General features: G+C 59.8%; 21 protein-coding genes. 12 read left to right on the top strand and 9 right to left on the bottom strand.

The window, feature by feature from the left end; genetic code table 11:
* Positions 1-212: 212 nt before the first annotated feature.
* Together L901_RS10725 and catB are read left to right on the top strand one after the other, a co-directional pair.
* Entirely contained in the window at positions 213-3,002 is a 2,790-nt protein-coding gene (locus tag L901_RS10725) for a bifunctional aconitate hydratase 2/2-methylisocitrate dehydratase (protein ID WP_059756418.1), read from the top strand.
* Positions 3,003-3,334: 332 nt separating this feature from the next.
* Positions 3,335-3,970: a type B chloramphenicol O-acetyltransferase gene (gene catB / locus L901_RS10730; RefSeq protein WP_059756421.1), complete on the top strand. Its 636-nt coding sequence runs from the start codon at positions 3,335-3,337 to the stop codon at positions 3,968-3,970.
* Between the two features lie 94 nt (positions 3,971-4,064).
* Here the strand turns inward: catB and L901_RS10735 are convergent, their stop codons facing one another.
* Complete coding sequence (locus L901_RS10735; protein WP_059756423.1) at positions 4,065-4,391, bottom strand: tetratricopeptide repeat protein; 327 nt, start codon at positions 4,389-4,391, stop codon at positions 4,065-4,067.
* Positions 4,392-4,471: 80 nt separating this feature from the next.
* Positions 4,472-5,551, bottom strand: coding sequence for a LacI family DNA-binding transcriptional regulator (locus tag L901_RS10740; protein WP_059756427.1), 1,080 nt, complete (start codon positions 5,549-5,551; stop codon positions 4,472-4,474).
* Between the two features lie 237 nt (positions 5,552-5,788).
* Between L901_RS10740 and L901_RS10745 the strand changes: the two genes are divergently transcribed.
* The 8 genes from L901_RS10745 to L901_RS10780 all read left to right on the top strand — a co-directional run bounded on the left by L901_RS10745 (position 5,789) and on the right by L901_RS10780 (position 14,027).
* Positions 5,789-6,766, top strand: coding sequence for a substrate-binding domain-containing protein (locus L901_RS10745; RefSeq protein ID WP_003521644.1), 978 nt, complete (start codon positions 5,789-5,791; stop codon positions 6,764-6,766).
* A 117-nt stretch (positions 6,767-6,883) separates the two neighbouring features.
* Positions 6,884-8,374 (top strand): sugar ABC transporter ATP-binding protein, encoded by a 1,491-nt coding sequence (locus tag L901_RS10750; RefSeq protein WP_059756430.1) that lies wholly within the window; start codon positions 6,884-6,886, stop codon positions 8,372-8,374.
* On the top strand, positions 8,367-9,383 hold the full coding sequence (locus L901_RS10755; RefSeq protein ID WP_059756434.1) for an ABC transporter permease: 1,017 nt from the start codon (positions 8,367-8,369) through the stop codon (positions 9,381-9,383). The genes L901_RS10750 and L901_RS10755 overlap by 8 nt, the downstream gene beginning before the upstream one ends.
* On the top strand, positions 9,380-10,375 hold the full coding sequence (locus L901_RS10760) for an ABC transporter permease (RefSeq protein ID WP_059756437.1): 996 nt from the start codon (positions 9,380-9,382) through the stop codon (positions 10,373-10,375). The genes L901_RS10755 and L901_RS10760 overlap by 4 nt, the downstream gene beginning before the upstream one ends.
* Position 10,376: 1 nt before the next feature.
* Entirely contained in the window at positions 10,377-11,225 is an 849-nt protein-coding gene (locus tag L901_RS10765) for a sugar phosphate isomerase/epimerase (protein WP_059756440.1), read from the top strand.
* Between the two features lie 26 nt (positions 11,226-11,251).
* Positions 11,252-11,917: a nucleoside triphosphate hydrolase gene (locus tag L901_RS10770; RefSeq protein WP_059756443.1), complete on the top strand. Its 666-nt coding sequence runs from the start codon at positions 11,252-11,254 to the stop codon at positions 11,915-11,917.
* Between the two features lie 66 nt (positions 11,918-11,983).
* Positions 11,984-12,853, top strand: a complete 870-nt coding sequence (locus L901_RS10775; protein ID WP_059756446.1) for a sugar phosphate isomerase/epimerase family protein — start codon at positions 11,984-11,986, stop codon at positions 12,851-12,853.
* 178 nt (positions 12,854-13,031) lie between these two features.
* Positions 13,032-14,027, top strand: a complete 996-nt coding sequence (locus tag L901_RS10780; RefSeq protein ID WP_059756449.1) for a hypothetical protein — start codon at positions 13,032-13,034, stop codon at positions 14,025-14,027.
* Between the two features lie 47 nt (positions 14,028-14,074).
* On the opposite strand, the gene L901_RS10785 is transcribed toward L901_RS10780, so the two are convergent.
* From L901_RS10785 to L901_RS10805, 5 genes are all read right to left on the bottom strand, one after another.
* Positions 14,075-14,488, bottom strand: coding sequence for a curlin (locus L901_RS10785; protein ID WP_059756451.1), 414 nt, complete (start codon positions 14,486-14,488; stop codon positions 14,075-14,077).
* 167 nt (positions 14,489-14,655) lie between these two features.
* A complete protein-coding gene (gene csgH / locus L901_RS10790) occupies positions 14,656-15,054 on the bottom strand; it encodes a curli-like amyloid fiber formation chaperone CsgH (RefSeq protein WP_059756454.1) in 399 nt (132 codons plus the stop codon).
* 62 nt (positions 15,055-15,116) lie between these two features.
* Complete coding sequence (locus L901_RS10795; protein WP_059756457.1) at positions 15,117-15,554, bottom strand: curlin; 438 nt, start codon at positions 15,552-15,554, stop codon at positions 15,117-15,119.
* A gap of 136 nt (positions 15,555-15,690) precedes the next feature.
* Complete coding sequence (locus L901_RS10800) at positions 15,691-16,500, bottom strand: cyclase family protein (RefSeq protein WP_059756460.1); 810 nt, start codon at positions 16,498-16,500, stop codon at positions 15,691-15,693.
* A gap of 176 nt (positions 16,501-16,676) precedes the next feature.
* Positions 16,677-17,885, bottom strand: a complete 1,209-nt coding sequence (locus tag L901_RS10805) for an MFS transporter (protein ID WP_059756463.1) — start codon at positions 17,883-17,885, stop codon at positions 16,677-16,679.
* 224 nt (positions 17,886-18,109) lie between these two features.
* On the opposite strand from L901_RS10805, the gene L901_RS10810 reads away from it, so the two are divergent.
* Together L901_RS10810 and L901_RS10815 are read left to right on the top strand one after the other, a co-directional pair.
* Positions 18,110-20,053, top strand: coding sequence for an ABC transporter ATP-binding protein/permease (locus L901_RS10810; protein WP_059756465.1), 1,944 nt, complete (start codon positions 18,110-18,112; stop codon positions 20,051-20,053).
* A gap of 184 nt (positions 20,054-20,237) precedes the next feature.
* Complete coding sequence (locus L901_RS10815; protein ID WP_059756467.1) at positions 20,238-21,050, top strand: nickel-binding protein; 813 nt, start codon at positions 20,238-20,240, stop codon at positions 21,048-21,050.
* A gap of 38 nt (positions 21,051-21,088) precedes the next feature.
* Here L901_RS10815 and L901_RS10820 read toward each other — a convergent pair whose 3' ends face one another.
* Both L901_RS10820 and L901_RS10825 read right to left on the bottom strand, forming a co-directional pair.
* Positions 21,089-23,104, bottom strand: coding sequence for a hypothetical protein (locus L901_RS10820; protein WP_059756469.1), 2,016 nt, complete (start codon positions 23,102-23,104; stop codon positions 21,089-21,091).
* A 146-nt stretch (positions 23,105-23,250) separates the two neighbouring features.
* A complete protein-coding gene (locus L901_RS10825; RefSeq protein WP_059756472.1) occupies positions 23,251-24,486 on the bottom strand; it encodes an ROK family transcriptional regulator in 1,236 nt (411 codons plus the stop codon).
* Between the last annotated feature and the right edge of the window lie 131 nt (positions 24,487-24,617).

Below are 24,617 nucleotides of genomic sequence, written 5' to 3' on the forward strand. Positions count from 1 at the left end.
TGCAGTGGGCGTCACAATCAAAAGTGTTACGGCGTGGTTGCAAAGCACAGGATCGACGCTAAATCCCGTCTACGAGTTTTTTACTGAAATGCGACATCTTGTCAGCCGGCCCCGGTTGGCGTACTCGAAATCGATAGAAACCCGGGCCGATCAACAGTACCGTTCGGTGACGCTGTGTTCGGCCCCATAGACATCATGACGTTGGGATTGCGATGAACCTTTACTTGGATTACCTGGCTGAAATCAAAAGCAGAGAACCACAGGGTCTCGCGCCCAAGCCGATCGATGACGGTGCACTGACGGCCGAGATTATCGAACTCATCAAGGATGCGGGCAGCGAGCACCGCGCTGATGCCCTGAAATTCTTCATCTACAACACCCTGCCGGGCACCACGAGCGCCGCCGGCGTCAAGGCGACCTTCCTGAAGCAGATCATCCTCGGCGAAGTCGTCGTGCCGGAGATCACGCCTTCCTTCGCGCTGGAGCTGCTGTCGCACATGAAGGGCGGCCCGTCGATCAAGGTGCTGCTCGATATCGCGCTCGGCAACGACGCTGCGATTGCCACTGAGGCCGGCGAAGTGCTGAAGACGCAGGTGTTCCTTTACGATGCCGACATGTTCCGCCTGCGCGACGCCTACAAGGCCGGCAACGCCATCGCCAAGTCCGTGCTGGAAAGCTACGCCAAGGCCGAATTCTTCACCAAGCTTCCCGATGTCGAAGACGAGATCAAGATCGTCACCTTCATCGCCGCCGAAGGCGATATTTCCACTGACCTCCTGTCTCCCGGCAATCAGGCGCATTCGCGATCGGACCGCCAGCTGCACGGCCAGTGTATGATCTCCCCGGAAGCGCAGGCGGAAATCGTCGCGCTGCAGAAGCAGCATCCGGACAAGCGGGTGATGATGATCGCCGAAAAGGGCACGATGGGCGTCGGCTCGTCGCGCATGTCGGGCGTCAACAACGTAGCACTGTGGACCGGCAGGCAGGCCAGCCCCTATGTGCCCTTCGTCAATTACGCGCCCATCGTCGCCGGCACCAACGGCATCTCGCCGATTTTCGCCACCACCGTCGATGTGACGGGCGGCATCGGCATCAACCTGAAGAACTGGGTGAAGAAGCTCGGCGAAGACGGCAAGCCGATCCTCAACAACGATGGCAACCCGATCCTCGAGCAGAAATATTCGGTCGAGACCGGCACTGTCCTCAAAATTGACGCCAGGAACCGCAAGCTCCGCGACGAGGCCGGCACGGAACTGGTGGATATCGCCTCTTCCTTCACGCCCCAGAAGATGGAGTTCATGAAGGCCGGCAGCTCTTACGCTATCGTCTTCGGCAAGAAGCTCCAGACATTCGCGGCTGAAACGCTCGGTGTCGAGACCACTCCGGTCTTCGCGCCCAACAAGGAAATCTCCATCGAAGGCCAGGGTCTCACCGCCGTCGAGAAGATTTTTAACCGCAACGCCGTCGGCGTCACCCCCGGCAAGGTGCTGCATGCCGGCTCGGACGTTCGCGTCAAGGTCAACATCGTCGGCTCGCAGGATACGACCGGCCTGATGACCGCGCAGGAACTGGAAGCGATGGCGGCCACCGTCATTTCGCCGCTGGTGGATGGCGCCTACCAGTCGGGCTGCCACACGGCCTCCGTCTGGGACAAGAAGGCGCAGGCGAATATTCCGAAGCTCATGTCCTTCATGAACAATTTCGGCGTCATCACCGCGCGCGATCCGAAGGGCGCCTATCACTCGATGACGGACGTGATCCACAAGGTGCTGAACGACATCACCGTGGATGACTGGGCGATCATCATCGGCGGCGACAGCCACACCCGCATGTCCAAGGGCGTTGCCTTCGGTGCTGACTCCGGTACCGTCGCACTGGCGCTGGCAACGGGCGAGGCGACCATGCCGATCCCGCAGTCGGTCAAGGTCACCTTCAAGGGCACGATGCAGCCCTATATGGACTTCCGCGACGTGGTACACGCCACGCAGGCGCAGATGCTGAAGCAGCACGGCGACAACGTCTTCCAGGGCCGCATCATCGAAGTGCATATCGGCACGCTGCTCGCCGATCAGGCCTTCACCTTCACCGACTGGACGGCCGAAATGAAGGCCAAGGCGTCGATCTGCATCTCGCAGGACGAAACGCTGATCGAGTCGCTGGAAATCGCCAAGTCGCGCATCCAGATCATGATCGACAAGGGCATGGATAACCCCGCCCAGACGCTCAAGGGACTGATTGCCAAGGCGGATCAGCGCATTGCCGAAATCCGCTCGGGCGAAAAGCCGGCGCTGAAGCCCGATGACAATGCGAAATATTTCGCCGAAGTCGTCGTGGATCTGGACGTGATCGACGAGCCGATGATCGCCGACCCTGACGTCAACAACAACGACGTGTCCCGACGCTACACCCACGATACGATCCGCCCGGTCTCCTATTACGGCGGCACCAAGAAGGTCGATCTCGGTTTCGTCGGTTCGTGCATGGTGCACAAGGGCGATATGAAGATCGTCGCCCAGATGCTGAAGAACATCGAAAAGTCCGAAGGCAAGGTCGAGTTCAAGGCGCCGCTCGTCGTCGCCGCGCCGACCTACAACATCATCGATGAACTGAAGGCGGAAGGCGACTGGGAAATCCTGCAGAAATATTCGGGCTTCGAGTTCGATGATCTGAAGCCGAAAACCACCAACCGGACGGAATACGAGAACATTCTCTATCTCGAACGTCCGGGCTGCAACCTGTGCATGGGCAACCAGGAAAAGGCCGAAAAGGGCAACACGGTTCTGGCAACCTCCACCCGCCTGTTCCAGGGCCGCGTGGTGGAAGATACGGCTGAAAAGAAGGGTGAATCGCTTCTGGCCTCCACCCCGGTCGTGGTGCTCTCGGCCATCCTCGGCCGCACGCCGAGCATCGAGGAATATCGCTCTGCCGTCGAAGGGATCGACCTGACGAAGTTCGCCCCGCCGAAGGTAACGCCGATCGATTCTCAGTCGGTCCATTACTGAGGTCGTGATTATCGCAGTGCGTGGGCCACAGGCTTCGCGCTGGCGATGCACTGAAAATGCCGAATGAACGCGGACAGCGGGGAGAAATCCCCGCTGTTTTTTATGGGCCGGCGGTGCTCCGACCAGACCATTGGAGACTGGCGGTATGTCTCGGCTTGGCCTTCGCCCCTTTTTGCGGTAACCAGACTGAATGATAAAAGCATCGAGTATCACCTGCATCTAGCTCCCGCCGCCGCGCGAGGAGCATCGAGCGAAAAGCCGACAGGCTTGGCGCTCGGCGTCGGCTTGTCTGAAGGCAAGCGAATGCGAACATATGCAGTGAGATTACTCCAATGGAAAATTACTTCGAAAGCCCGTTCCGGGGCATCACGCTTGACAAGCAGGTCAGGAGCCCGAACCTCGTGGTCGGGAAATACAGCTATTATTCCGGCTATTATCACGGCCACAGTTTTGAGGATTGCGCCCGTTATCTGCTGCCGGATGAAGGCGCGGACAGGCTGGTGATCGGAAGCTTCTGCTCGATCGGTTCGGGCGCCGCCTTCATCATGGCCGGCAATCAGGGCCATCGCAACGAGTGGATCAGCACCTTCCCGTTCTTCTTCATGCCGGAGGTGCCGGAATTCGAGAATGCCGGCAACGGTTATCTGCCGGCGGGCGATACCGTCATCGGCAACGATGTCTGGATAGGCTCGGAAGCGATCATCATGCCCGGCATCACGGTCGGCGATGGGGCGGTGATCGGAACGCGGGCGCTGGTGACGAAGAATGTGGAGCCCTATGCCATCGTCGGCGGCAATCCCGCAAAAACGATCCGCAAGCGGTTCGATGACGACAGCATCGCCATGCTGCTCGAGATGAAATGGTGGGATTGGCCGGCAGCGCGGTTGAAGGCGGCAATGCGGCTCATGACCAGCGGCAATGTCGCCGAGCTTTATCGGTTCTGGCTATCCGATAAGCCGCAGTCGTAAAAACGCCCGGCCCGTCTCACGGAGGCGGGCCGGAACTCCCTCCGGGTCAGGACAGAGAGGGACTCCGATTTGACAATATGGGTGGAGGCTCTCGTCAACTGACGCCCTTCAGGGCGCGTGACCGCAAACGTCGCAGCCGGACCTCCATCTGCCTCTTTGCCTGAATGTCGCCACGTCTGACGGCCACCGCGATGCCTTCCACCCATGCGGCAATGGCGCCGTCGTCATCTCCCAGCCGTGCACGACATTCGCCGAGTTCGGCCCAGACCGCCGAATAGTCGGGATCCTGCCGGATGGCCTCCTGGAGATGAAGCGCGGCATCTTCGAACTGCCCAGCCGCCTTGAGCGTCTTTGCGATTGAAAAGCGCAGGAGCGGACTGTCCCGTCCGTCTTCCAGCATCCTCATGAGTTTTTCGATCATCGTTGTCCCGTTGCAATGGTGAAGCACCATGCAATCGGTACGACCTCAAGCGCAGCTGAGGTCAAGCGGGATTCGCGCGGTCACTTCGCCATGCGACGCAATGCAACCGGGTCCCATATGTCGTCGAGCGGGCCTTCGAGAGCGGTTCGCGGGGGAATGAGCTTCGGTTCGATGATGGTGACTTCCGGCTCGGTCCGGTTCTCTTCCAGCAGTTCGAAACCCTTTTCGAGCATCTGCGCGATATCGGGTTTGATCATATAGACCGGGAAGGGAAGGAAGGATGCGAACGGGTCGTAGTCGAAGCAGCCGACGACGATGTCGCCGAAGGCCTCGCCATCATGACGCCCCATGAAACGCAGCAGGCCTTCGAAATTTATCGATGAATTGACGAAGAAACAGCGGGGCAGGCGGCCCCTGCGCTCGAAGAAACGTTCGAATGCCAGCTCCGTCATATGCGGTGAATAGCCGGTGATCTCGATATCGTCTCCGCCATCCGCCCCGAAATAAGCGGCCTTGGCGGCATGGAAGCCGTCGATACGCTCGCGGCTGGCGTGGTCGTCATGACCGCCGAACAGGATGACGTCATCGGGACCGAGAGGCCCGCCTTTTTCCGCATGGGCAAGGATCGCCGATGTCAGTATTTCCGCGCCGTGCCTGTTGTCGGAAATGACGGATGGTACAAATTTGCCGGGAAGGTCGATATTGACATGCGGCAGTGCTGCGCGGGCGCAGACCTGGTGCACGCCGTCGGGATCGGTCGCGCCCGCAATGAAGAGGGCATCGATCGAATAGGCGATCAGGGTCTCCACGGTGCGGCGTTCTTCCTCGGGATCGCGCCGCCCGGAGACCACCATGGGCGACAGGCCGCGTTTGCGTGCCTGCCCTTCGAATGTCTGCGCCATCGATGAAAAGAACCGGTTGTCATAAATGGGCACCAGAAGCCCGACGAGACCGGATTTCGAACTCCGCAAACCGCGGGCCTGCAGGTTGGTGGTGTAGCGATGCGCCTTGGCGAGCGAGAGAATCTTGTCGGCAGTCTCCTCCGAAATCCGCCGTTTGCGCCACGATCCGTTCAACACGGCGCTCACTGTCGAGGCTGATGCACCCGACAATATCGACAAGTCATAGATGGTGGCTTTCTTGGAACTTATACCCGTCACTGCGATCTCCCCAACTGATTCCAATTATTAGAGCACACATCCCCTTGACGGAAGGGCGCTTCATGTTATGGTTATTGCACCATCGATTGTGCAACTTGGCAATATCGATTGTGCAAGATGGTTGCTGTGGGAGTGGCAAGGGAGAGTCTCGAATAAGCGAGATGAGAAATTTTGAACGCGCCAGATGAAAAATGGCTGCGGCGGGTTTCGTTTGCCTGTTTTTTGAGGAGGAACATCATGAAGAAAATTATTGCTGCAGCGGTCGGTCTGTCGCTCGCGCTGCTTTCGTCCGCCGCCTTCGCCGAAGGGCCGAAGGTGGGCGTCGTCGTCAAGATCGGCGGCATTCCGTGGTTCAACGCCATGGAGGCCGGTATCAAGGAGCAGAGCAAGAAGCTCGGCGTCGACGGTTTCATGGTCGGCCCGACCAGCGCCGACCCCGCCCTTCAGGTCCGCGCCATCGAGGACCTGATCGCCCAGAAGGTCGATTTCATTGGCGTTGTGCCCAATGATGCAAAGGTGCTGGAGCCGGTGCTGAAAAAGGCCCAGGCCGCCGGTATCAAGGTCATCACCCATGAATCGCCCAAGCAGCTCGGCGCTGACTGGGATTTCGAACTGGCATCCGCCAAGGGTTTCGGCGAAGCGCATGGCAAGCTGCTGGCTGAAAAGATGGGCGGCAAGGGTTCCTATGCTGTCTTCGTCGGTTCGCTTACGGTTCCGCTTCATAACGCCTGGGCCGATGCCGCCATCGCCTACATCAAGGCGAATTACCCCGACATGAAGCTCGTCGGCGATCGCTACGGCGTGGCGGAGGACCTCGACAAGAGCCGTTCGACGGCGCTTGACCTGATGTCCGCCAATGCTGACCTGAGTGGTTTCCTCGCCTTCGGTTCGCAGGGACCGATCGGCGCCGGGCGCGCCGTCGAAGAGCGGCGCAAGGATGGCAAGGTCTTCGTCATCGGCCCGTTCTCGCCGGGGCAGGGCGCCAAGCTGATCAAATCAGGGGCGCTGACGGGCGGCTTCATGTGGAACCCGAAACAGGCCGGTGAGGTCTTCATCACGCTCGCCGACCGTATCGCCAAGGGTGAGACACCCAAGGCCGGCGACAATATCGAAGGTCTCGGCACCATCAATCCCGAGGGTAACACCATCGTCGTCGACCAGCTTCTGAAGATCGACAAGGAAAGCATCGACAAGCTCGTTTCCATGGGCCTCTGATCCTCCCCAAGGCCAAGGGCGTCGCGCGAGGTGTAATACTCGCGCGACGTCCCATCTGGAAAACATGCCGAGCGCCACGTCTGCAATGCTGCCGCGGCGAAGGAGATTTACATTATCATGAGCGCAGAACCGCTCCTGTCCCTCAAAAATGTCAAAGTCACCTTCGGCGGCGTCCGCGCGCTGAAGGGTGTTTCTTTCGAGGTCAATCCGGGTGAAGTGCATTGCCTTGCCGGCGAAAACGGCTGTGGCAAGAGCACGCTGATCAAGGTCATAACGGGCGTTTACACGCCCCAAAGCGATGCCGAACTCTATTTCGACGGCAAGCCGATAGCCACGATGACCCCAACGCTTGCGCAATCGCTTGGCATTCAGGTGATCTGGCAGGATCTGGCGCTGTTCGATGAAATGACGGTGGCTGAGAATATCGGCTTCCAGTACGCGGTGAATGGAAAATACGGGCTGGTCGACAAGCGCGCCATCGAACAGGCTGCCGAAAAGGCGCTGGCCCGGCTCGGCGTCGAGATCGATCTTGATAAGCCGCTCAAGGAACTGCCTATCGCCCAGCGTCAGATCGTGGCGATTGCCCGCGCGCTGGTCGGGGAAGCGCGGCTGGTTTTCATGGACGAACCGACCGCGTCGCTCACGCAGTCGGAAACCGATTACCTGATCGACATCGTCCGCAACCTGTCGGCCTCCGGTGTCGCGGTTGTCTTCGTCTCGCATCGCCTTGCGGAAGTGCTTGAGATTTCAGACCGCATAACCGTGCTGCGGGATGGGTCGCTTGTCGGCGTTTTCCCCGTTGAGGGCATGACCCAGTCACGGGTGACCGAACTGATGACTGGCCGCAATTTCGACAGCGCCGTCATTGCCGCCGATCACGATGACAAGCCCGTCGTTCTCTCGGTGCGCGGGCTGAGCCGGGCCGGCGAGTTCGAGGATGTTTCGTTCGATCTGCGGCGGGGCGAAACGCTCGGCATAACCGGCCTGCTTGGAGCCGGCCGCACGGAACTGGCTCTGACGCTGTTCGGCATGCATCGGCCGCAATCGGGTGAAATCCTCATCGATGGAAAGAAGGTGGATTTTCATTCCAACCGCGATGCGATCCGGGCGGGTGTCGCCTATCTTTCCGAAGACCGGCTATCGCTTGGTCTCAACCAGCCGCAATCCATTGCCGACAATCTCGTCATGGCCTCGCTGGACCGGCTGCTGAGCGGCGGCCTGATCTCACCGTCTAAAAAGGCGGATGTCGTTTCCCGCTGGATTTCGGCGCTCGGCGTCAAGATCGGCCTGCCGGAAGATCCGATCCGCACGCTTTCGGGCGGCAACCAGCAGCGTGTGGCGATTGCCAAGTGGCTGGCTATCGGACCGAAAATCCTCATCCTCGATGCGCCGACCGTGGGGGTCGATGTCGGCGCCCGCGCCGGCATCTTCGAAATCGTCCGCAAGCTCGCCGCAGAAGGTCTCTCGATTATCGTGATCTCCGACGAAGCCCCGGAAGTTTATTTCAATACAGACAGGGTCATCCACATGGTCGAAGGCCGGTTCCACGCCACCTATGATCCGCGACGCCTGTCGCTGACCGAACTGGAGTCCGCCATCTATGCGTAGGCTCATCCTCGGACATACGACCGAATTCACGCTGCTTGTCGTCATGGTGCTGCTCTGCACGGGGCTGTCCTTCGCCACCGACCGGTTCCTCACCATCTCCAACGCCTTCGATGTGCTGAATGTCTCGGCGGTCAACATCATCTTTGCGGTCGGCCTGCTCGTGGTGCTGATCTCGGGCGGCATCGACATCTCCTTCGCGGTCGCGGCCTCCGTCGTTCAGTATGTGACGGTGCTGGCGCTCAATGCGCTCGGCGGCGGCAACTGGGCGGAAGGTTTCATCATCGCCGGCGCGGTTGGCCTTAGTCTCGGTTTCGTCAACGCCTTCCTCGTCTGGCGGCTCAACATCATTTCCATCGTTGCGACCATTTCCACCTTCAACATCTTCTTCGGGCTGTTGATGTTCTTCACCAAGGGCGTGTCGATCTACGATCTGCCGGAATGGCTGTCGACGCGTGTGGTGTTTTACGAGCGTGAGATGTCCGATGGTTCGTGGGTCGAGCTGACGCTGCCGGTCGTGGTCATGATCCTCTGCTGCTTTGCCACCTGGTTCATGATTTCTCGCACCACCGTCGGCCGCAAACTTTATGCATTCGGTGACAATCCCGAAGGCGCACGCCGCTTCGGCATCAATATCGGCGCCATGCACTATATTTCCTTCGGCTGGCTCGGCCTGATGGCGGGCATTGCCGGGCTCATGCAGGCGCATTACGCGCAGGAGGTGGTGCCGAACGCGCTTTATGGCCGCGAGCTGGATGTTCTTGCAGCCACCGTCCTTGGCGGTACGCGGCTTGGCGGCGGCAAGGGCTCCGTCATCGGCTGTGTGCTCGGGGTGCTGATGGTGTCGATCACCCAGAACGGCCTCAACCTCATGGGCGTTTCTCCCTTTGCCTTCAAGATGATCGTCGGGGCCATCATCCTCATCGCCATCACGCTCTCTTCCACCCGCTTCGACAAGCTTCTGCCGAGCGCCTTACGGACATCCGCAAAGAAGGGGAGCGCCCAGCGATGAGCAGCCTTGTCAGGAAATTCAACGCGATTTTCGGTGCCGATATGGCTGGGCCGGTGATTGCCTTCATCGCGGTCATGCTCATCTTCGGAACCTTTGCCGATAACTTTCTTTCGCTCGCGACATTCGGTTCGGTCGCCTTCCAGCTGCCGGAACTCAGCCTGCTGACACTGGCGATGCTGCTGCCGCTGCTGACGGGCGGTATCAATCTGTCCGTCACCTTTGCCGCCAATCTGTCGGGTCTTGCCGCGGCCTGGGTGTTGCAGGCCCATGGCGGGGTGGATGCACCCCCGAGTGCATTCCTGTTCGCCTGCCTTGCCGCACTTGTCACCGGCGGTGCTGCCGGCGCGATGACGGGGGCGGCGATTGCCTACACCCGCGCGCACCCCATTCTGGTAACGCTGTCGATGATGATCTTCCTGCGTGGCCTTGGCGAGTTTCTCACCCGTGGCGGAGACGTTTCCGGTTTCCCCGCCTATATGGCGCCGCTCGGTCACGGTACGCTTCTCGGCCTGCCGATCCCGCTTCTGATCTTCATCGTCTGCGTCGGCCTCTGGCATGTGCTGCTGACGCGAACCAAGCTCGGCTTCGGCCTGTTGATGATCGGCTCGAATATCGAGTCCGCGCGTTATTCCGGCCTCAATACGCGCAAGATCCAGGTTCTCGTCTACACGCTCTCGGGCCTGATGTGTGCGGTTGCCGGCATCATCATGCTTGCGCGTTTCAACTCCGTCCGTGTCGGCCACGGGGAATCCTATCTGCTGATCACGGTGCTCGCGGCCTTTCTTGGCGGCATCAATCCGTTCGGCGGTTTCGGTCGTGTCCTGCCGGTCTTCGTCGCGCTTATCGTTCTGCAACTGCTGTCATCCGGCCTCAATCTTCTTGGCGCCAACCAGCATCTGGCAACGGCGCTTTGGGGCGTGCTGATGATTGTCGTCATGGCGGCGCGCGGCCTGTTTTCAAGCTACTTCGCATCTCTCAGAAAGAAGGTATGACGTGAAAGGCTTCGGTGTTCACGCAATGATGTGGTCCCTGAGCTGGGACCACGAAAACGCCAGACGGTCCATCGCCGCTGCCGCGGATTACGGTCAGGATTTCATCGAGATTCCGCTTATCGATATCCCCTCCGTCGATGCCAAACACACGTGCGCCCTGCTGGAGAAATACGGTTTGCGCGCCGTCTGCTCGCTGGTGCTGCCGGAGCCCGCCTGGGCGTCCGTACGTCCCGATGCGGCAATCGACCATCTGAATGCCGCGCTCGACAAGGCCGCCGATATGGGCGCGGAAGCGCTGACGGGTGTTACCTATGGCGGCACCAATGAGCGAACCGGATTTCCGCCGACACAGGGCGAATATGACAATCTGACAAGGGCGCTCTTCAGGGCTGCCGGCCACGCAAAAACACTCGGCCTGCAATTCGGCATCGAGACCGTCAACCGTTACGAAAACCATCTGCTCAATTCCGCCGAACAGGCGGTGGCGCTGGTGGAGCGCATCGGTGCCGACAACGTCTTCATCCATCTCGATACCTTCCATATGAATATGGAGGAAAAGGGCATCGCCAATGGCATCATCGCTGCCCGCAACCATCTGAAATACATGCATATGTCGGAAAGCGACCGTGGCACGCCGGGCTGCGGCAATGTTGCCTGGGACGAGGTGTTTTCGGCGCTCGCGGCCATTGGCTTCAAGGGTGTGCTGACGCTCGAAAGCTTTGCTGCGATGCCCAGGGAGATGGCAGGCGCGATTTCGACCTGGCGGCCGGTTGCGCCCAGCGCCGATGAGGTTCTCGAGAGGGGACTGACATTCCTGCGCGACAAGGCAAACCAGTACCGCATTTTCTAAAAGCACTCATTATCGGGGCGAGAACCTTGACTAAAATTGACGATAATGCCCGCGAGATTGCGGGCCTTGCCCTCCAGCGACTGGAAGGGTCGAAGGGCCGGCGTGTGATGATTGCGATTGCCGGTGCCCCCGGATCGGGAAAATCAACCATCGCCGAATGCGTGGTCGATGCGTTGAACGCGGGCGAAGGCGTGTCCGCCGCACTGTTCCCGATGGATGGTTTTCATTATGACGATGCCGTTCTGGAAGAGATGAAACGCCGTCCCTTCAAGGGCGCCATCGATACCTTCGATGCTCATGGCCTGCGCCACATGCTTGAGCGCCTGAAGGCCAATGAAGACGATGTCGTTGCTGTCCCCGTCTTCGACCGCGCCATCGAGATCGCCCGCGCCGGTGGCCGCCTGATCCCGCAATCCGTCGATATCATCGTCTGCGAGGGTAACTATCTCCTCGCCGGCCAGTCGCCATGGGATCGTCTCAAGCCGATCTTCGATCTCACGATTTTTGTTGATGTCGACGAGGACGATCTGCGTGCGCGGCTGCGGGACCGCTGGCGGAGCTTCGGTCTTGGTGAGGACGAGATCAACCGGAAGGTGGAGGAAAACGATCTCCCCAATGGCCGCTTCATTACATCCACAAGCACGGAGCCGGATCTTCGCATCGGAAATCCGGGCAGCAGTTCCGCGTCCTGAACCTGCCTGAAGGGCTGCGCCTCCCTATCCAAAGTCAAGCGAAACAGAAAAGCGAAAGAGACCCCCATGAAACACGGCATCTATTATTCCTACTGGGAACATGAGTGGAGCGCCAAGTTCGGCCCCTATATCGAGAAGGTCGCCAAGCTCGGGTTCGATATCATCGAAGTCGCCGCCCACCACATCAATGAATACAGCGACGCCGAACTCGCCGTCATCAGGCAGAGCGCGAAGGATAACGGCATCATCCTCACCGCCGGCATCGGCCCTTCGAAAACGAAGAACCTGTCGTCGGAGGATGCCGCGGTTCGCGCAGCCGGCAAGGCGTTCTTTGAACGTACCCTGTCCAATGTCGCCAAGCTCGACATCCACACCATCGGCGGCGCGCTGCATTCCTATTGGCCGATCGACTATTCGCAGCCGGTCGACAAGGCGGGCGATTATGCGCGCGGCGTCGAAGGCATTCACGGCATTGCCGATTTCGCCAATGATCTCGGCATCAACCTGTGCATCGAAGTCCTCAACCGCTTTGAAAACCATGTTCTCAACACGGCGGCCGAAGGCGTTGCCTTCGTGAAGGATGTCGGCAAGAACAACGTGAAAGTCATGCTGGATACTTTCCACATGAATATCGAGGAAGACAGTTTTGGCGAGGCCATTCGTACGGCGGGCCCGTTGCTGGGGCATTTCCATACCGGCGAGAGCAATCGCCGTGTACCGGGCAAGGGCAGGATGCCCTGGCACGAAATCGGCCTCGCCCTTCGCGATATCAATTACACCGGCGCGGTCGTCATGGAGCCGTTCGTCAAGACCGGCGGCACGATCGGCTCCGACATCAAGGTGTGGCGCGATCTCAGCGGCGGCGCCGACCTCGCGAAAATGGACGAGGATGCCCGCAATGCCCTGGCATTCTCCCGTTTCGTCCTTGGCGCCTGAATAAGCGCATTGACCGGGCGGCGGCCATCTGTCGCCCGGTTAACACCGAAAAATGTCCCAGCAGATCGCTGGCTTGTCCCGCTCGCTATCCCCATAGTTGAAAAGACAACCGCTTGTGGGCTAAAGCTCTGATGTCTCTTCAGGATCAAAAACGATCCGCCCAAGACCATTGGTTTGCATGATCCCTGTCGCACTCCCCTCCGTCGAAGCGCTGCTTCTCCTTGCTTTCTTGCTCATCACGACCCTCATATGGATCGTCTGGACGCTCTCGCTGTTCGTTCGATATGTGGCAGGCCGCTGGAAGCGCCCGATGCTCCTGCCCTATGGGCTGGTAACCGCCGTCGCGCTTTTCACCCTCTTTCGGTTCGGTGATTTTTATCTGCAGATGCGCGCTTATGACAAAGAGAGGGCGGCAAGCCATCGGCCGGAACTGCTCGAGCCGGCGCGCCTTGGCCAGATCGATATGCCCAAGGGCACGAAACTTGAACTGGCCATTGCCAATAACAGGGAAGCCTTCGACCGCGCCGCGTTTCCGCATCCGGTGCGGGTGGCGGATATCGATGCCGTCGAGATCGCCCGTTATATCTCGATAAAAACCAACGAGAATTACGAAACGGTGGGCTTTACCCCGCAGACCATGCGGATTACCGGCAACGGCGTGACCACCCAGAGCGGCTGGCGCTGCGATGCGACGCAACCGGTGGAGTTCGATCTTTCGCCCGATGGCGGCATCTCCGCTTTCAGCAACTGCACTCTTTCCGATGGCAATGTTGTTGACGGTATCACCCTGCCAAAAGGCACGTCCCTGCGTGCCTCCACGGGAAATGTCTATATCGATGGCTTTGTCGATTCCGATCGATGGGTTCTCGATACGGCTAAGGACCAGACCGTTCACATCGACAGTTTCGATCTTTCCGAGGCAACGCTTGCCCTTGATGGCGAGCGAAAACTCCACGAGATCAAAAGAGGTGTCCTGTCGAAAGACGCAACGCTCGGGACGCTTCACCATGCCGCCGGAACCAATATTCGTTATAATCCCCGGCATCTTCGCAACGACTATTCCGGCGCGTGGTTGATAATCGCGCCCCTGCCGGCTGCCGATGCTCCACCGGTTCCGTCGCATGATATCGCGCAGGGCAGGGACGGAAAGGTTCTGTCCGTTCTCCAGAATTGATCCCTAGCGGCGGCGAGGTGCCGTGGGCATGGCATTCGGTCATTGCCTCACCAGCCATAGCTGAAAGTCAGGCCGCTGCCATTGTCCCCATCCTGCACCACATTGGTTTCCGTGTTGCGGCCATACTGGAAAATGCCATAGGCATTGTTGTTGCCATTCTGCTGCAATGTTGCGGCATGACCGTTGCCCCGTTGCCGGATGAAACCGAGATTGCCGCCGCCGTTCTGGGCGATGCCGGCGGCGTTGCCACGGCCGAGCTGCCGGATATCGGCATCCTTCAGGCCACGGTACAGCGAATAGGCGCGAAGCCCGGTGGAAAGAAGATCTCCATCCGTTGTATTGCCCGGCGCGAGGTCGAATGAAATCCGGCCGCCGGCCTGAGCGGGTGCGGAAAACCCGATTGGCGCGAGGCTGCCGACAAGCGCAGTAATGGTAAGAAGTTTCAATAGGTTGCTGGTCATTCTTATCTCCATCTGTCAGCCTCTTGCCGATGATCCACTGTCGCATTTCGCAACTGAACCTGACCGGAATTGCCCATTCACATGTCGTTCAGCGGTTCGGCACGATCAAAAGAAAAGGGCGCCGAAACCGGCACCCTTTCTGGTGAAACATACGACATGGCGGCAGCCTAATCGCCGCCAATCTGCTTCGTACAACTGAAGCTCCTGCCATCGATCACGAGATCGAGCACCGCCTTGTAGCGGGCTCCCTTCGCATCGAGCGTCACAGAACTCAGCAGTTGCGAACGTCCGGCCGCGGCGCCGAAGTCGCCGCCCTGATTGATGACCGAACTCCCGCCGCCGCCCGATTTTTCGACGTGAAAGGAGTAGGTCCCGCCGCCACCGGCGTCACCCTTCGTGACGGCCTCCAGCCTTACCATGCCGGCCTGCGGTGTTGCCGTGATCTCGCAACGCTGTCCTTCGGCCGGTTCCTTTGCAGTCGATATGGCCGCAACGGCGCCGAAAGGAAGCAGGGCCATTGCAAGGATCGCCGCCAGACGGCGCGGATGTCTGAGGGTATGGGGCATGGCTCGTCTCCCTGACGATCTGATATTTCGATCTCGACGCGTTTCACCTCATCGCGGGCTGCTTAAGGGCAGGCCTGCACGAAGGCCGCGACATTGTCGTTGCCGCCCTGGCTCACATTGGCGCTGCAGCCACGGCCCACCTGAACACCGGCCGCGATGTTGCCGTTGCCATCCTGGGTGAGGATGGTGGTGTGGTTGGAGCCGAATTGCCCGATACCGGCCACGTTGCGGCTGCCGTTCTGATAGGTGGAGCCGTAACTGTCATGTCCCTCCTGACCGACGGCCGAAAGGTTTTGGCGACCATACTGATGGCCGACAATCCGGTTGTAACCGCCGTTCTGGTAGGTGCGGATCCGGTTGCCATAACCTTCCTGCGCGCCACCGGCAGAGTTGGACCAGCCATATTGTTCGATGCGCACATCATTCGCCATGGCGGGTGCCGTGGCGGCGATGCCAACGAGAGCAACGAGTGCACTTGCAATAAAAGACTTCCGGATCATGACTGTGTCTCCTCAGGCGGATAGGACCGCGGTTGAACGTCTTTGTTTTAGACGGTCCCGTTGGAACGGAAGCTGAAGAGATTATTCAGTCGTAGTTCATTCGGCGGCCTTGTTGTTCTGGCACCCTGTGCCGGTGTCAGACCAGGGCTAGAATACGGGCTGGGCCGCCCGTTCCGCGGCGGTGTGCCGGCGCGCCGACGATTATGGTCGCTCCCTTGACCGGCAGAGCCTCGAGGTTGTTCAGACCTTCGATGCCGTAGCGCCCCGCCGGGAGCCAGGAATTGTGAACCGCGAAATCTGCGGAGTTGCCCGGATCCAGCGAAAGCGTGTCGACGCCAATGGCGACGGTGTCGAGCTTGAGCAGAAGGTCGGTCGCCGATTTGCCGAAACCGGGGAAGGCGAATTTTCCGGCGTCGTCATTGCGGAATGAGGGGCTCTTTACTTTGGTTGCCCAGCCGGAGCGCAGAGCCACGATTGCACCTGCCGGGATGTCGCCATTCGCAGATATCCAGCGTTCGATATCCTCGGCTTCAATGGTGGAATTGGCATCGTCTTTGGCGCGGTCGGTGATGTCGACGATGACAAGCGGCGCCACAAGTTTCTGCGGCTCCAGTTGGTCGACGCTCGCGCCATCCGCGCTGAAGTGGAAAGGCGCATCGATATGGGTGCCGGTATGTTCGTAGATGGTGAGTTTGTGGAGCTGATAGCCATCCTTGGCGATCTCCGCTGCCCACTCATATTCTATGCCCGGTTTGCCATCGAATGTGGGAAATGTGGAATCATAGGTATGGGTGAGATCAACGACCTGCCGCGGCGATTGCGCCAGCACCGGGGCCGCCAGGCTGCCCGCCGTCATGGCCGTTAAACCGGCCACGGCGCCCTTGAACAGCAGGCGCCGTGACAGCATGTTCCGTTTTACGTTCTCGATCACGCAATTGTTGCACATGCCTCAGTCCCTCCATTGAGAAATCCCTGTTCTCAAGCGTAGCGCAAAGGTGGAGTGACGCAAGGCAGGACATCCCCTGATTTTTGACCCGTGTTCGGATGGCGGTTTCGGCAAGTCGCCGCGCATCCGAGTGCCGCAGGCAATTGCCTCGCCTGCGGCCTCGGAAAAGGCAGGGATCAATCAGGACGCTGCAGCAAGGCGAGAGCGACCGTGGACGCAGCCAGTATTGCGGTCAGGGCCAACGGAGCGGTCGCACCGTAGGAGTCGACGATGTAGCCGCCGAAAACCGCACCGATGCTGATAGCCACCTGAAAGGAAACGACCATCAGGCTGCCTGCCGCCTCCAGAGCATCGGGTGCGCCGCGGGAAAGATTGGTCGGCAGCACCACCGGCGCCATGCCGAAGGCAAGGCCCCAAAGGGCGACGAGAGCAAAGGCGGCGCCGGTATGAACGCCCCAGACAACGAGGGCGATTGTCGCAAATGCCATCAAGGCGGCGGTGACGACGAGTGCGAGGCGGATACTGGTATCGGCCATTCGGCCGCCCGCGACATTGCCGATCACGGAGGCGACGCCAAACCCGAGCAGGGCGAGTGCAATCGGCTTGGTGCCAAGCTGCGTCACCTGTTCGAGGAAAGGACGGACATAGACCGAGCCGGCGAAATGGCCCGTCATGAGCAGCAGGATTGCAAGCATTCCCAGTTGAATGCTACGCCGCCGCGTCAGCCGCAGAACATCGGAAAGACTGTTGCTTGTACTTGCCGGCAGCGACGGCAGGCTGAGTATCTGTAACAGCATGGCAACTATCGCAAGTCCCGCCGTCATCGACATGGCGATGCGCCATCCCAGCCAGTCGCTGATCAGGGCGCCCATCGAAGGAGCAGCGATGGTGGCAAGCGAAACGCCGAGGGTGACGATAGCCATGCCGCGCCCTGTTGAATTTGCGCCAACAAGCCGCGCCACAACGGCAACCGACAGCGCCCAGAAACCGCTGAGCGCAATACCCAGCCCCGCCCGGCCCAACAGCAATAGCCAGAAATCGGCGGCAACCGATGCCAGAACGTTGGAGGCGATCGCCAGCGCGCTAAGACCGACAAGTACGGTCTTGCGGTTCAGTCTGCCGATCAGAACATTGCTCAACAGGGCCGTCACAGCGCCTACGGAGGCGGTGGCGGTGACGACCTGCCCGGCTGTCCCTTCGGTGATGCCAAGATCGCGCGCCATGGGCGTCAACAGGCCCGCCGGCAGGAACTCGGCCGATACCAGCGCAAAGCTGGTGGCCGCCATGGAAAGAACAGCGAACCAGGTCGCGGCCGTCCATGCGGGCTCTTCTGTGGTCTCCAGGGGGATAGCTACCCCATCAAACTGCGATGTCGTGTCCGTCATGACGTCTCTCTCCTTGAGTCGAGAGAGTTTTAGACGGTTTTTCCCGGATGATATGTATCTAAAAATCCGAATTTCATGCCTATTCCTCCGAAATTTGTGCGTCGCACAACGTTCGCCGCGCCATTCGCGTGAAGAGGATGCCTTTGCAGTGACCGGGCCGGTTCCGCCAACCGGAAACTGTTTCGGGCCGGCAACTTTTCAAACCGTCATCCGTTTATGCATCCATGACCGATGCTGACGCAAAACCGAACCCCATCGATGGCACCGGCCGAAAGGGTGCAGAGAATGTTCATGCCAACGACGCGCCCGATGATCCCCTTCCGCCGGAGGAGTTAGAGCCCGCTTCGGGTTTGACGCCGCAGCAGGCCGAAGAGGCTCGCAAGCGATATCTTCTGAAGCGATTCCTGATCAGCGCGCGGGGTTTCTGGAGCCGCCGTGGGGATGGGCTTGCCTGGCCGTTCTCTATCGGGCTTCTCGCTATGATCGGCGTCAATGTCGGTTTCCAATATGGCATCAACGTCTGGAATCGCGGGATTTTCGATGCAATTGAGAAACGGGATGCGTCGACGGTCTACTTTCTCGCTTCCATATTTCCGCCGCTGGTTCTCGGAAGCGTTTTCATTGTGACCTCGCAGGTTTACGTCAGAATGCGCATTCAGCGGCGCTGGCGGTCGTGGCTGACCAAGGTGCTGGTCTCACGATGGATTGCAAATGGCCGCTATTATCAGCTCAACCTGATCGACGGCGACCATCAGAATCCGGAGGCGAGGCTGTCGGAAGATATGCGGATCGCCACCGAAGCGCCCGTGGATTTCGTGGCGGGCGTCATTGCCGCCTTCGTATCGGCGTCCACCTTTATCGTCGTCCTGTGGACGATTGGCGGCGCGCTGACGCTGCCGATCGGAGGGTTATCGGTCACGATACCCGGCTTTCTCGTGATTGCGGCGGTGATCTATGCGCTCATTACATCGAGTTCCATCGCGTTGATCGGCCGGAACTTCGTCAGGGTCTCCGAGGTCAAGAACCAGCTGGAGGCGGAATTCCGTTACACGCTCACCCGTGTCCGGGAAAACGGGGAGAGCATCGCCCTGCTTGGCGGCGAAGAGGAGGAGCGAAGCGACCTCGACAGGAGGTTCCGCAATGTCCGGCAGCAGTGGAAGCAGATGGCGCAGCAATATATGCGCACCACGGTCGTGTCGCATGGATCGATGTTGATCGCGCCCGTTGTTCCGCTTCTTCTCTGCGCGCCCAAATTTCTCGATGGAAGCATGTCCCTCGGTCAGGTCATGCAGGCGGCATCCGCTTTCACCATCGTTCAATCCGCCTTCGGCTGGCTGGTCGACAACTATCCCCGGCTGGCGGACTGGAATGCCTGCGCACGCCGCGTTGCCTCCCTGATGATGTCGCTCGATGGGCTCGAGCGGGCCGAACAGAGTGACAAGCTCGGCCGGATCGTGCGCGGTGAAACGGAAGGCGAAACGATGCTCAGCCTCAAGGATGTTTCGGTGTCGCTCGGGGACGGCACGGCCGTCGTCAAGGAGACCGATGTCGAGATCGGGCGGGGAGAAAGAGTGCTCGTCGCAGGCGAATCCGGATCCGGCAAAAGCACGCTCGTTAGGGCAATTGCGGGCCTGTGGCCGTGGGGCGGGGGCAGCGTCAGTTTTCGAGCCGGCAGCCGGCTTTTCATGTTGCCGCAGCGGCCATATGTGCCCTCCGGCACCCTTCGCCGGGCGGTCTGCTATCCGCAGGCGGCCGAGAGCTGGACTTTTGAAGAGATAGGGGAGGCCCTCGACAAGGTTGGTCTCGGCCATCTCAAAGACAAGGTGGAGGAGGAGGCGCCGTGGGACCAGACGCTGTCGGGCGGTGAAAAACAGCGGCTGACCTTTGCCCGCCTGCTGCTGAACGACCCGGATATCATCGTCATGGACGAAGCGACCGCGGCTCTCGACGAAAAAAGCCAGGACAGGATGATGCAGACGGTGATCGATGAATTGCCCGACGCCACGATCATCAGCGTGGCGCATCGTGCCGAGCTGGAGGCCTTCCATAGCCGGAAGATAACCTTGGAGCGACGGGAGGGCGGCGCAAAGCTGGTCAGCGATATCCACCTCATTCCCCGCAAGGCCCGCTCCCGCTCCCTGCTTCGGCGCATGGTCAAACGCAGGTAAGTCGCTGCGGCTGTCGGGAATGCTTGCAGGCATGTCGCCTGCGAAATTCTAACGCGAACGAATATCGCCCTTTCCGGTGTTCCCGCCTTGTGCGGCGTCACCCGTAAGAACGATAGACGGCAATTCGGCGAAGTCATAAAATGGCTGGCAGAGGAGGCAACGATATACTCTTGGGAGGAAACCAATGCCTATCTTCATGGACCGGCACGAGCTTGCCGGCGTTTCCGCTGCCGATATCGCCGCGGCACATCTTAAAGATATCAACATTCAGGATCGGTACGGCGTCAGGTTTTTGACCTACTGGTTCGATGAAAGGCGCGGCACGGCCTTTTGCCTTATGGACGCTCCGGACGCTGAAACCGCGCAGTGCGTGCATCGCGAAGCGCACGGCTTCGTCGCCAGCGAGGTGGTGGAAGTCGCGCTGTCGGCGGTGGAAGCGTTTCTCGGGCGAATACAGGACCCGGTGGCGCCCGGGGCCGCCTCGAAAAATATGGACCCCGGCCACCGCGCGATCCTTTTCACGGACATTGTCGGCTCAACCGAAATGACGGCTCGCCTCGGCGATCGTATGGCGGCGGAACTTATCCGGGCGCATGATGCCCTTGTGCGCGGTTGTCTGGGGCGGCGCTCGGGGCGGGAGGTCAAGCACACCGGCGATGGCATAATGGCCGTGTTCTCCTCCACGCCATTTGCGGTGGATTGCGCCATCGATATCCAGCGCGAGTTCCATCGTTACAACAGCGACAGGGGCGAGCCCATTCACATCCGTATCGGTCTGGATTGCGGGGAGCCTATCGAGGACAGCAATGATTTCTTCGGCACGACCGTGCAATTGGCGGCAAGGCTTTGCGCCGCCGCCGAGAGCGACCAGATCCTGATTTCGGACAAGACCTTCCAGGAATATGGCGGCGCCGATGTCCTCGTGCACGGCGATCGTTACAGGCTGAAAGGCTTTGCCGAGCCGGTGCTGGCCTATAGTTGCGAGTGGCTGCACTAGCTAAGGCTTGTGCAGCCACTGCAGGCGCGCTTTCTGATTTATTCGGCCGTCGCCTGAATATCGACCTTATCGAGAAGCCCCATCGGATTGTCGGAGGCGGCAACCAGATCGAAAATGCCGAGGCCGTTTGCACCGGTGGATTTGACGGTTACCGTCAGGGTCCCGGGTTTGCTGATGAACTGGACGAGCGCTTCCACGGCGTTTTGCAGCTTGGGCTGTTCAGCCGCCACCTGCGGCAGCATCATGCTCGCCACCAATGTCAGAGTGGCGCGTACCTGATCTTCCGTCATGTCGTTCTGCAGGGCATAAAGCTTGATCGCCTTGGCCATCAAACCTTCGTCCTTGATCGTGAGCTTCACTTCGCGGCCGGCGAGCCCGAAGAGCGCCGCCTGCGCGCGATTGACGTCGAAGGAGAAGAACTCTTCCGTAAAGCCGCTTACCAGACCGGCAAAATTGACGCTGCCGAAATCCTTGCTGCTAAGCGAGATATCGCGGATCACCAGATTGCTGTTCGGTTCGTCCCAGCCGGCGGCGAGGCCATAAGAGAAGGCCAGCGTTTCGAGACCCAGTTTGCGGGCTTCAACGAAAACCTCCTCCGTCGAGTTCGCCGGGATCGGAAGCGTGAGCTCGTCCTGCCTGATCTCGATATCGGTCGGAATGCCGTTGAAGGGCTTGGTCAGCCCCATCTCGAAATTCTTGAGCGAGAATTTGATACGTTCCGGCGTTCCGGCCGTTTCTTCCTCCGTCTCCTCCTCCGTCTTTTCCGGCGCGGCGATATCGACGTTGATGCCGCCGAGGCGCACCCGGCCAAGTTCCGGTATCAGGCGATTGAACTGGAAGGTCTCCATCTGCGTTTCGTCGAGCGCGATGATCTCGGAAATTCCCTTGATCGTCGAACTCCAGTCGAAGCCCTTGAGGCTTGCTTCCGCGACTTCGATCCTGCCGTCGCCGTCTCCTATAGACATGCCATTCACGCCGAAGTCGAGCTTGCGGCTGTCCATCTGCATGTCGATGCGGTCGATGGTGGCCTTGACCCTTTTGCCGGCAGCCCCTTCCTTTTCATCCGGCGCATCGACCTTGAAGCCGATGAGCTGCATGTTGCTCTTGCCGAACATGTCGAGAATGGACACGACCTTTGCGAAAAGCGCCTGGCGCTCCTCCGGTGGAAGCTGGTCGGGATCTTTGGTCGCCGTCAGCGCTTTCAGGGTATCCAGCAGCGGCTCGGACGGCATGCGGGCGGTAAAGCCATCGCTGCGGATTTCATCGTAGCTAAAATGACCGTCTCCTTCAGAGAAAGAAACTGCCTTGATGGAGACCGGCCCGTAGAGCGGCTTCGCTTCCTTGTCGTCCGGGCCGGCCTTTTCCGTATAGAGCCGGGCGAGATAAGCGACGTCGATGTCCTCGCCGGCGATCGCGCCGGTCGACACGACCATATGCTTGTCCTTCATCGCACCTTCGCTGTCGGGAAGCTGCATCTTGATGTCGTAGCTGCCATTGTCGATAGAGTATCGGGCAATGCGGCCGCCGGCGATCTCAGAGAAAGCGAGGTTCCTGTAAACGGTCTTCTGCTCGGTGGTCGCGACGGACTGGGTAAACGTCACCTCCGGCGTGGAGATGCTTGTCGCCGCGAAGCGCTCGATGCGCCGGGGCAGTGAGCCGCCATTTCCTTCCGCCTGTGCCGGCTTTTCGAATGCGGCATTCTCGACGCGGGCCTGCGCCATCGAAATCTTTCCGGTCGGCACATCGATATCGATGGTGTTCATGTCCAACGCGCCGTCCAGAAACAGAAGTTTCGGACGTCCGTCGATAGCCGCGATCTTGATATTCCTGCCGTCTTCAAGCGGCAGCGTCAGATCGCGAACATGAATTTTCCCGAGAAAATCGACCTCGATGGAAGTGGCCGTCGCACCGCTGCGGGCAACCAGCTCCTTCACCTTTGCTTCGTAGAAGGTCTTGCCGCCGATGACGCCTGCGGCAGCAACGGCAATAATCGCAACTGCCGCCCAAAGCGCCCTGCGCCGACCCTTGCCGGTCTGGATGTTTTCCTGTTCCACGAAGTGAGTCCTCTCTAACGAACTGATATTGGCCGCCTTTTAAGCACGCAAAAGTTGCTTAGCAAGTGGTCATTGCCAGGCGGTTCCTCGCGTGGGAAATCCTGACGGAGAGGAGGTGTCAGGTAATCCGAAGTGCTGGCTGGCCTCTACCTGGGCTGCGCGCTATGGCGCAACATCACCATTTCGACATTCTGTGCCTTCATCTGTTCTTCAACCACAAGAATGGCGGCGCCCATGATGCCTGCATCCGGGTCCGGGGGCGAGATCACCAGTTCCAGCTCCCTCGTCGCCAGGGGAAGCGAGCGCTTGTAGACTAGCTCGCGTATGCCGGCCAGAAGGTGGTCGTTGGCGATGGCCAGTGTCCCGCCGATCACGATCATCTGCGGGTTCAGGATGCTGACGAGGCTTGTCATGACCTCGCCGAGAATGCGGCCGGATTCCCGGACGAGGTGAATGGCAAGCGGCTGGCCAAGTTCGACCAGCCGGGTCACGTCGCGGGCGGTGTGCGCCTCGATGCCCTCTTTGCGCAATTCGCGTGCGATTGCCCAGCCGGCGGCGCGCGCTTCGACGCAGCCGATCTTGCCGCAGCGGCAGAGCGGCGCGGGTTCACGCGCGAACTGGATATGGCCGATATCACCCGCCGCACCTTGCGCACCGCGATAAAGGCGGCCTTCGGTAATGATGCCGCTGCCGATGCCCGTTCCGACCTTGACGAACACCATCTCGCTGACATTCGTCCGTCGCTGCCGATGGTCGCTCAAGGCCAGAAGGTTCACGTCGTTTTCGGCGTAGACGGGAACACCGAATCTTTCTTCAAGGTGTTGCCTGATTTCGAAATTGTCCCACCCGACCATCACGGAAGGACCGACGACCCGGCCGTTGGCGTAGTCGACAGGCGCAGGCAGGCCTATGCCGATGCCCAGCACATCGGCGGTTGTTTTGCCAATCTTCGATAAAAGCGCCTCGAACTGCTCTTCGATCCAGTTGAGAACCACAGCGGGGCCGCGCAGAATATCGAACGTTTCCGAGATTTCCGTCAGGATTCGCGGCTGCAGGTCGGTGACGGCGACGCGGATATGCTGCTCACCGATATCGGCGGAGAGGACGACAGCAAAGTCGCGGTTGAGATCAAGCGCGCGTGTCGGGCGTCCGCCGCTCGGAAGCGTTTCCTCTGTCTCGCGGATCAACCCCGCATCGATCAGGCCTGCGAGTTTCTGGTGTACAGTCGCCCGCGAGAGACCGGAAAGTTCGGTCAGGGCGCTGCGCGAACGGGCGCGACCCGATCCGACAAGCGACAAGAGCGCCGCGCTTGCCTTGATCGCGTTGAGATCGCCCTGCCATTCGCGAGGGGTAGATCCTTGTCCGGAGGTTGTGCTTGCCATTGCCGGTTTCCGTTCCTCACAGCGTCTTTTAGTGTCTGGCATGCGGCCGCGTGCCTGACGAGACTGCTTACCAACATTTGGTAGAAAATCCCCTTATAATCCTAAATTTCCGATATTGCTCCTGATATATG

Origin of the sequence: Agrobacterium sp. D14 (genome assembly GCF_001526505.1) — a bacterium.
GTDB classification, from domain to species: domain Bacteria; phylum Pseudomonadota; class Alphaproteobacteria; order Rhizobiales; family Rhizobiaceae; genus Agrobacterium; species Agrobacterium leguminum.

Coding starts and splice junctions, on each gene's coding strand:
- L901_RS10775 (WP_059756446.1), top strand. CDS start 11,984: ATGAAACACGGCATCTATTATTCCTACTGGGAACATGAGTGGAGCGCC.
- L901_RS10760 (WP_059756437.1), top strand. CDS start 9,380: ATGAGCAGCCTTGTCAGGAAATTCAACGCGATTTTCGGTGCCGATATG.
- L901_RS10805 (WP_059756463.1), bottom strand. CDS start 17,885: ATGACGGACACGACATCGCAGTTTGATGGGGTAGCTATCCCCCTGGAG.
- L901_RS10780 (WP_059756449.1), top strand. CDS start 13,032: ATGATCCCTGTCGCACTCCCCTCCGTCGAAGCGCTGCTTCTCCTTGCT.
- L901_RS10735 (WP_059756423.1), bottom strand. CDS start 4,391: ATGATCGAAAAACTCATGAGGATGCTGGAAGACGGACGGGACAGTCCG.
- L901_RS10795 (WP_059756457.1), bottom strand. CDS start 15,554: ATGATCCGGAAGTCTTTTATTGCAAGTGCACTCGTTGCTCTCGTTGGC.
- catB (WP_059756421.1), top strand. CDS start 3,335: ATGGAAAATTACTTCGAAAGCCCGTTCCGGGGCATCACGCTTGACAAG.
- L901_RS10745 (WP_003521644.1), top strand. CDS start 5,789: ATGAAGAAAATTATTGCTGCAGCGGTCGGTCTGTCGCTCGCGCTGCTT.
- csgH (WP_059756454.1), bottom strand. CDS start 15,054: ATGCCCCATACCCTCAGACATCCGCGCCGTCTGGCGGCGATCCTTGCA.
- L901_RS10810 (WP_059756465.1), top strand. CDS start 18,110: ATGACCGATGCTGACGCAAAACCGAACCCCATCGATGGCACCGGCCGA.
- L901_RS10725 (WP_059756418.1), top strand. CDS start 213: ATGAACCTTTACTTGGATTACCTGGCTGAAATCAAAAGCAGAGAACCA.
- L901_RS10800 (WP_059756460.1), bottom strand. CDS start 16,500: ATGTGCAACAATTGCGTGATCGAGAACGTAAAACGGAACATGCTGTCA.
- L901_RS10755 (WP_059756434.1), top strand. CDS start 8,367: ATGCGTAGGCTCATCCTCGGACATACGACCGAATTCACGCTGCTTGTC.
- L901_RS10750 (WP_059756430.1), top strand. CDS start 6,884: ATGAGCGCAGAACCGCTCCTGTCCCTCAAAAATGTCAAAGTCACCTTC.
- L901_RS10825 (WP_059756472.1), bottom strand. CDS start 24,486: ATGGCAAGCACAACCTCCGGACAAGGATCTACCCCTCGCGAATGGCAG.
- L901_RS10785 (WP_059756451.1), bottom strand. CDS start 14,488: ATGACCAGCAACCTATTGAAACTTCTTACCATTACTGCGCTTGTCGGC.
- L901_RS10815 (WP_059756467.1), top strand. CDS start 20,238: ATGCCTATCTTCATGGACCGGCACGAGCTTGCCGGCGTTTCCGCTGCC.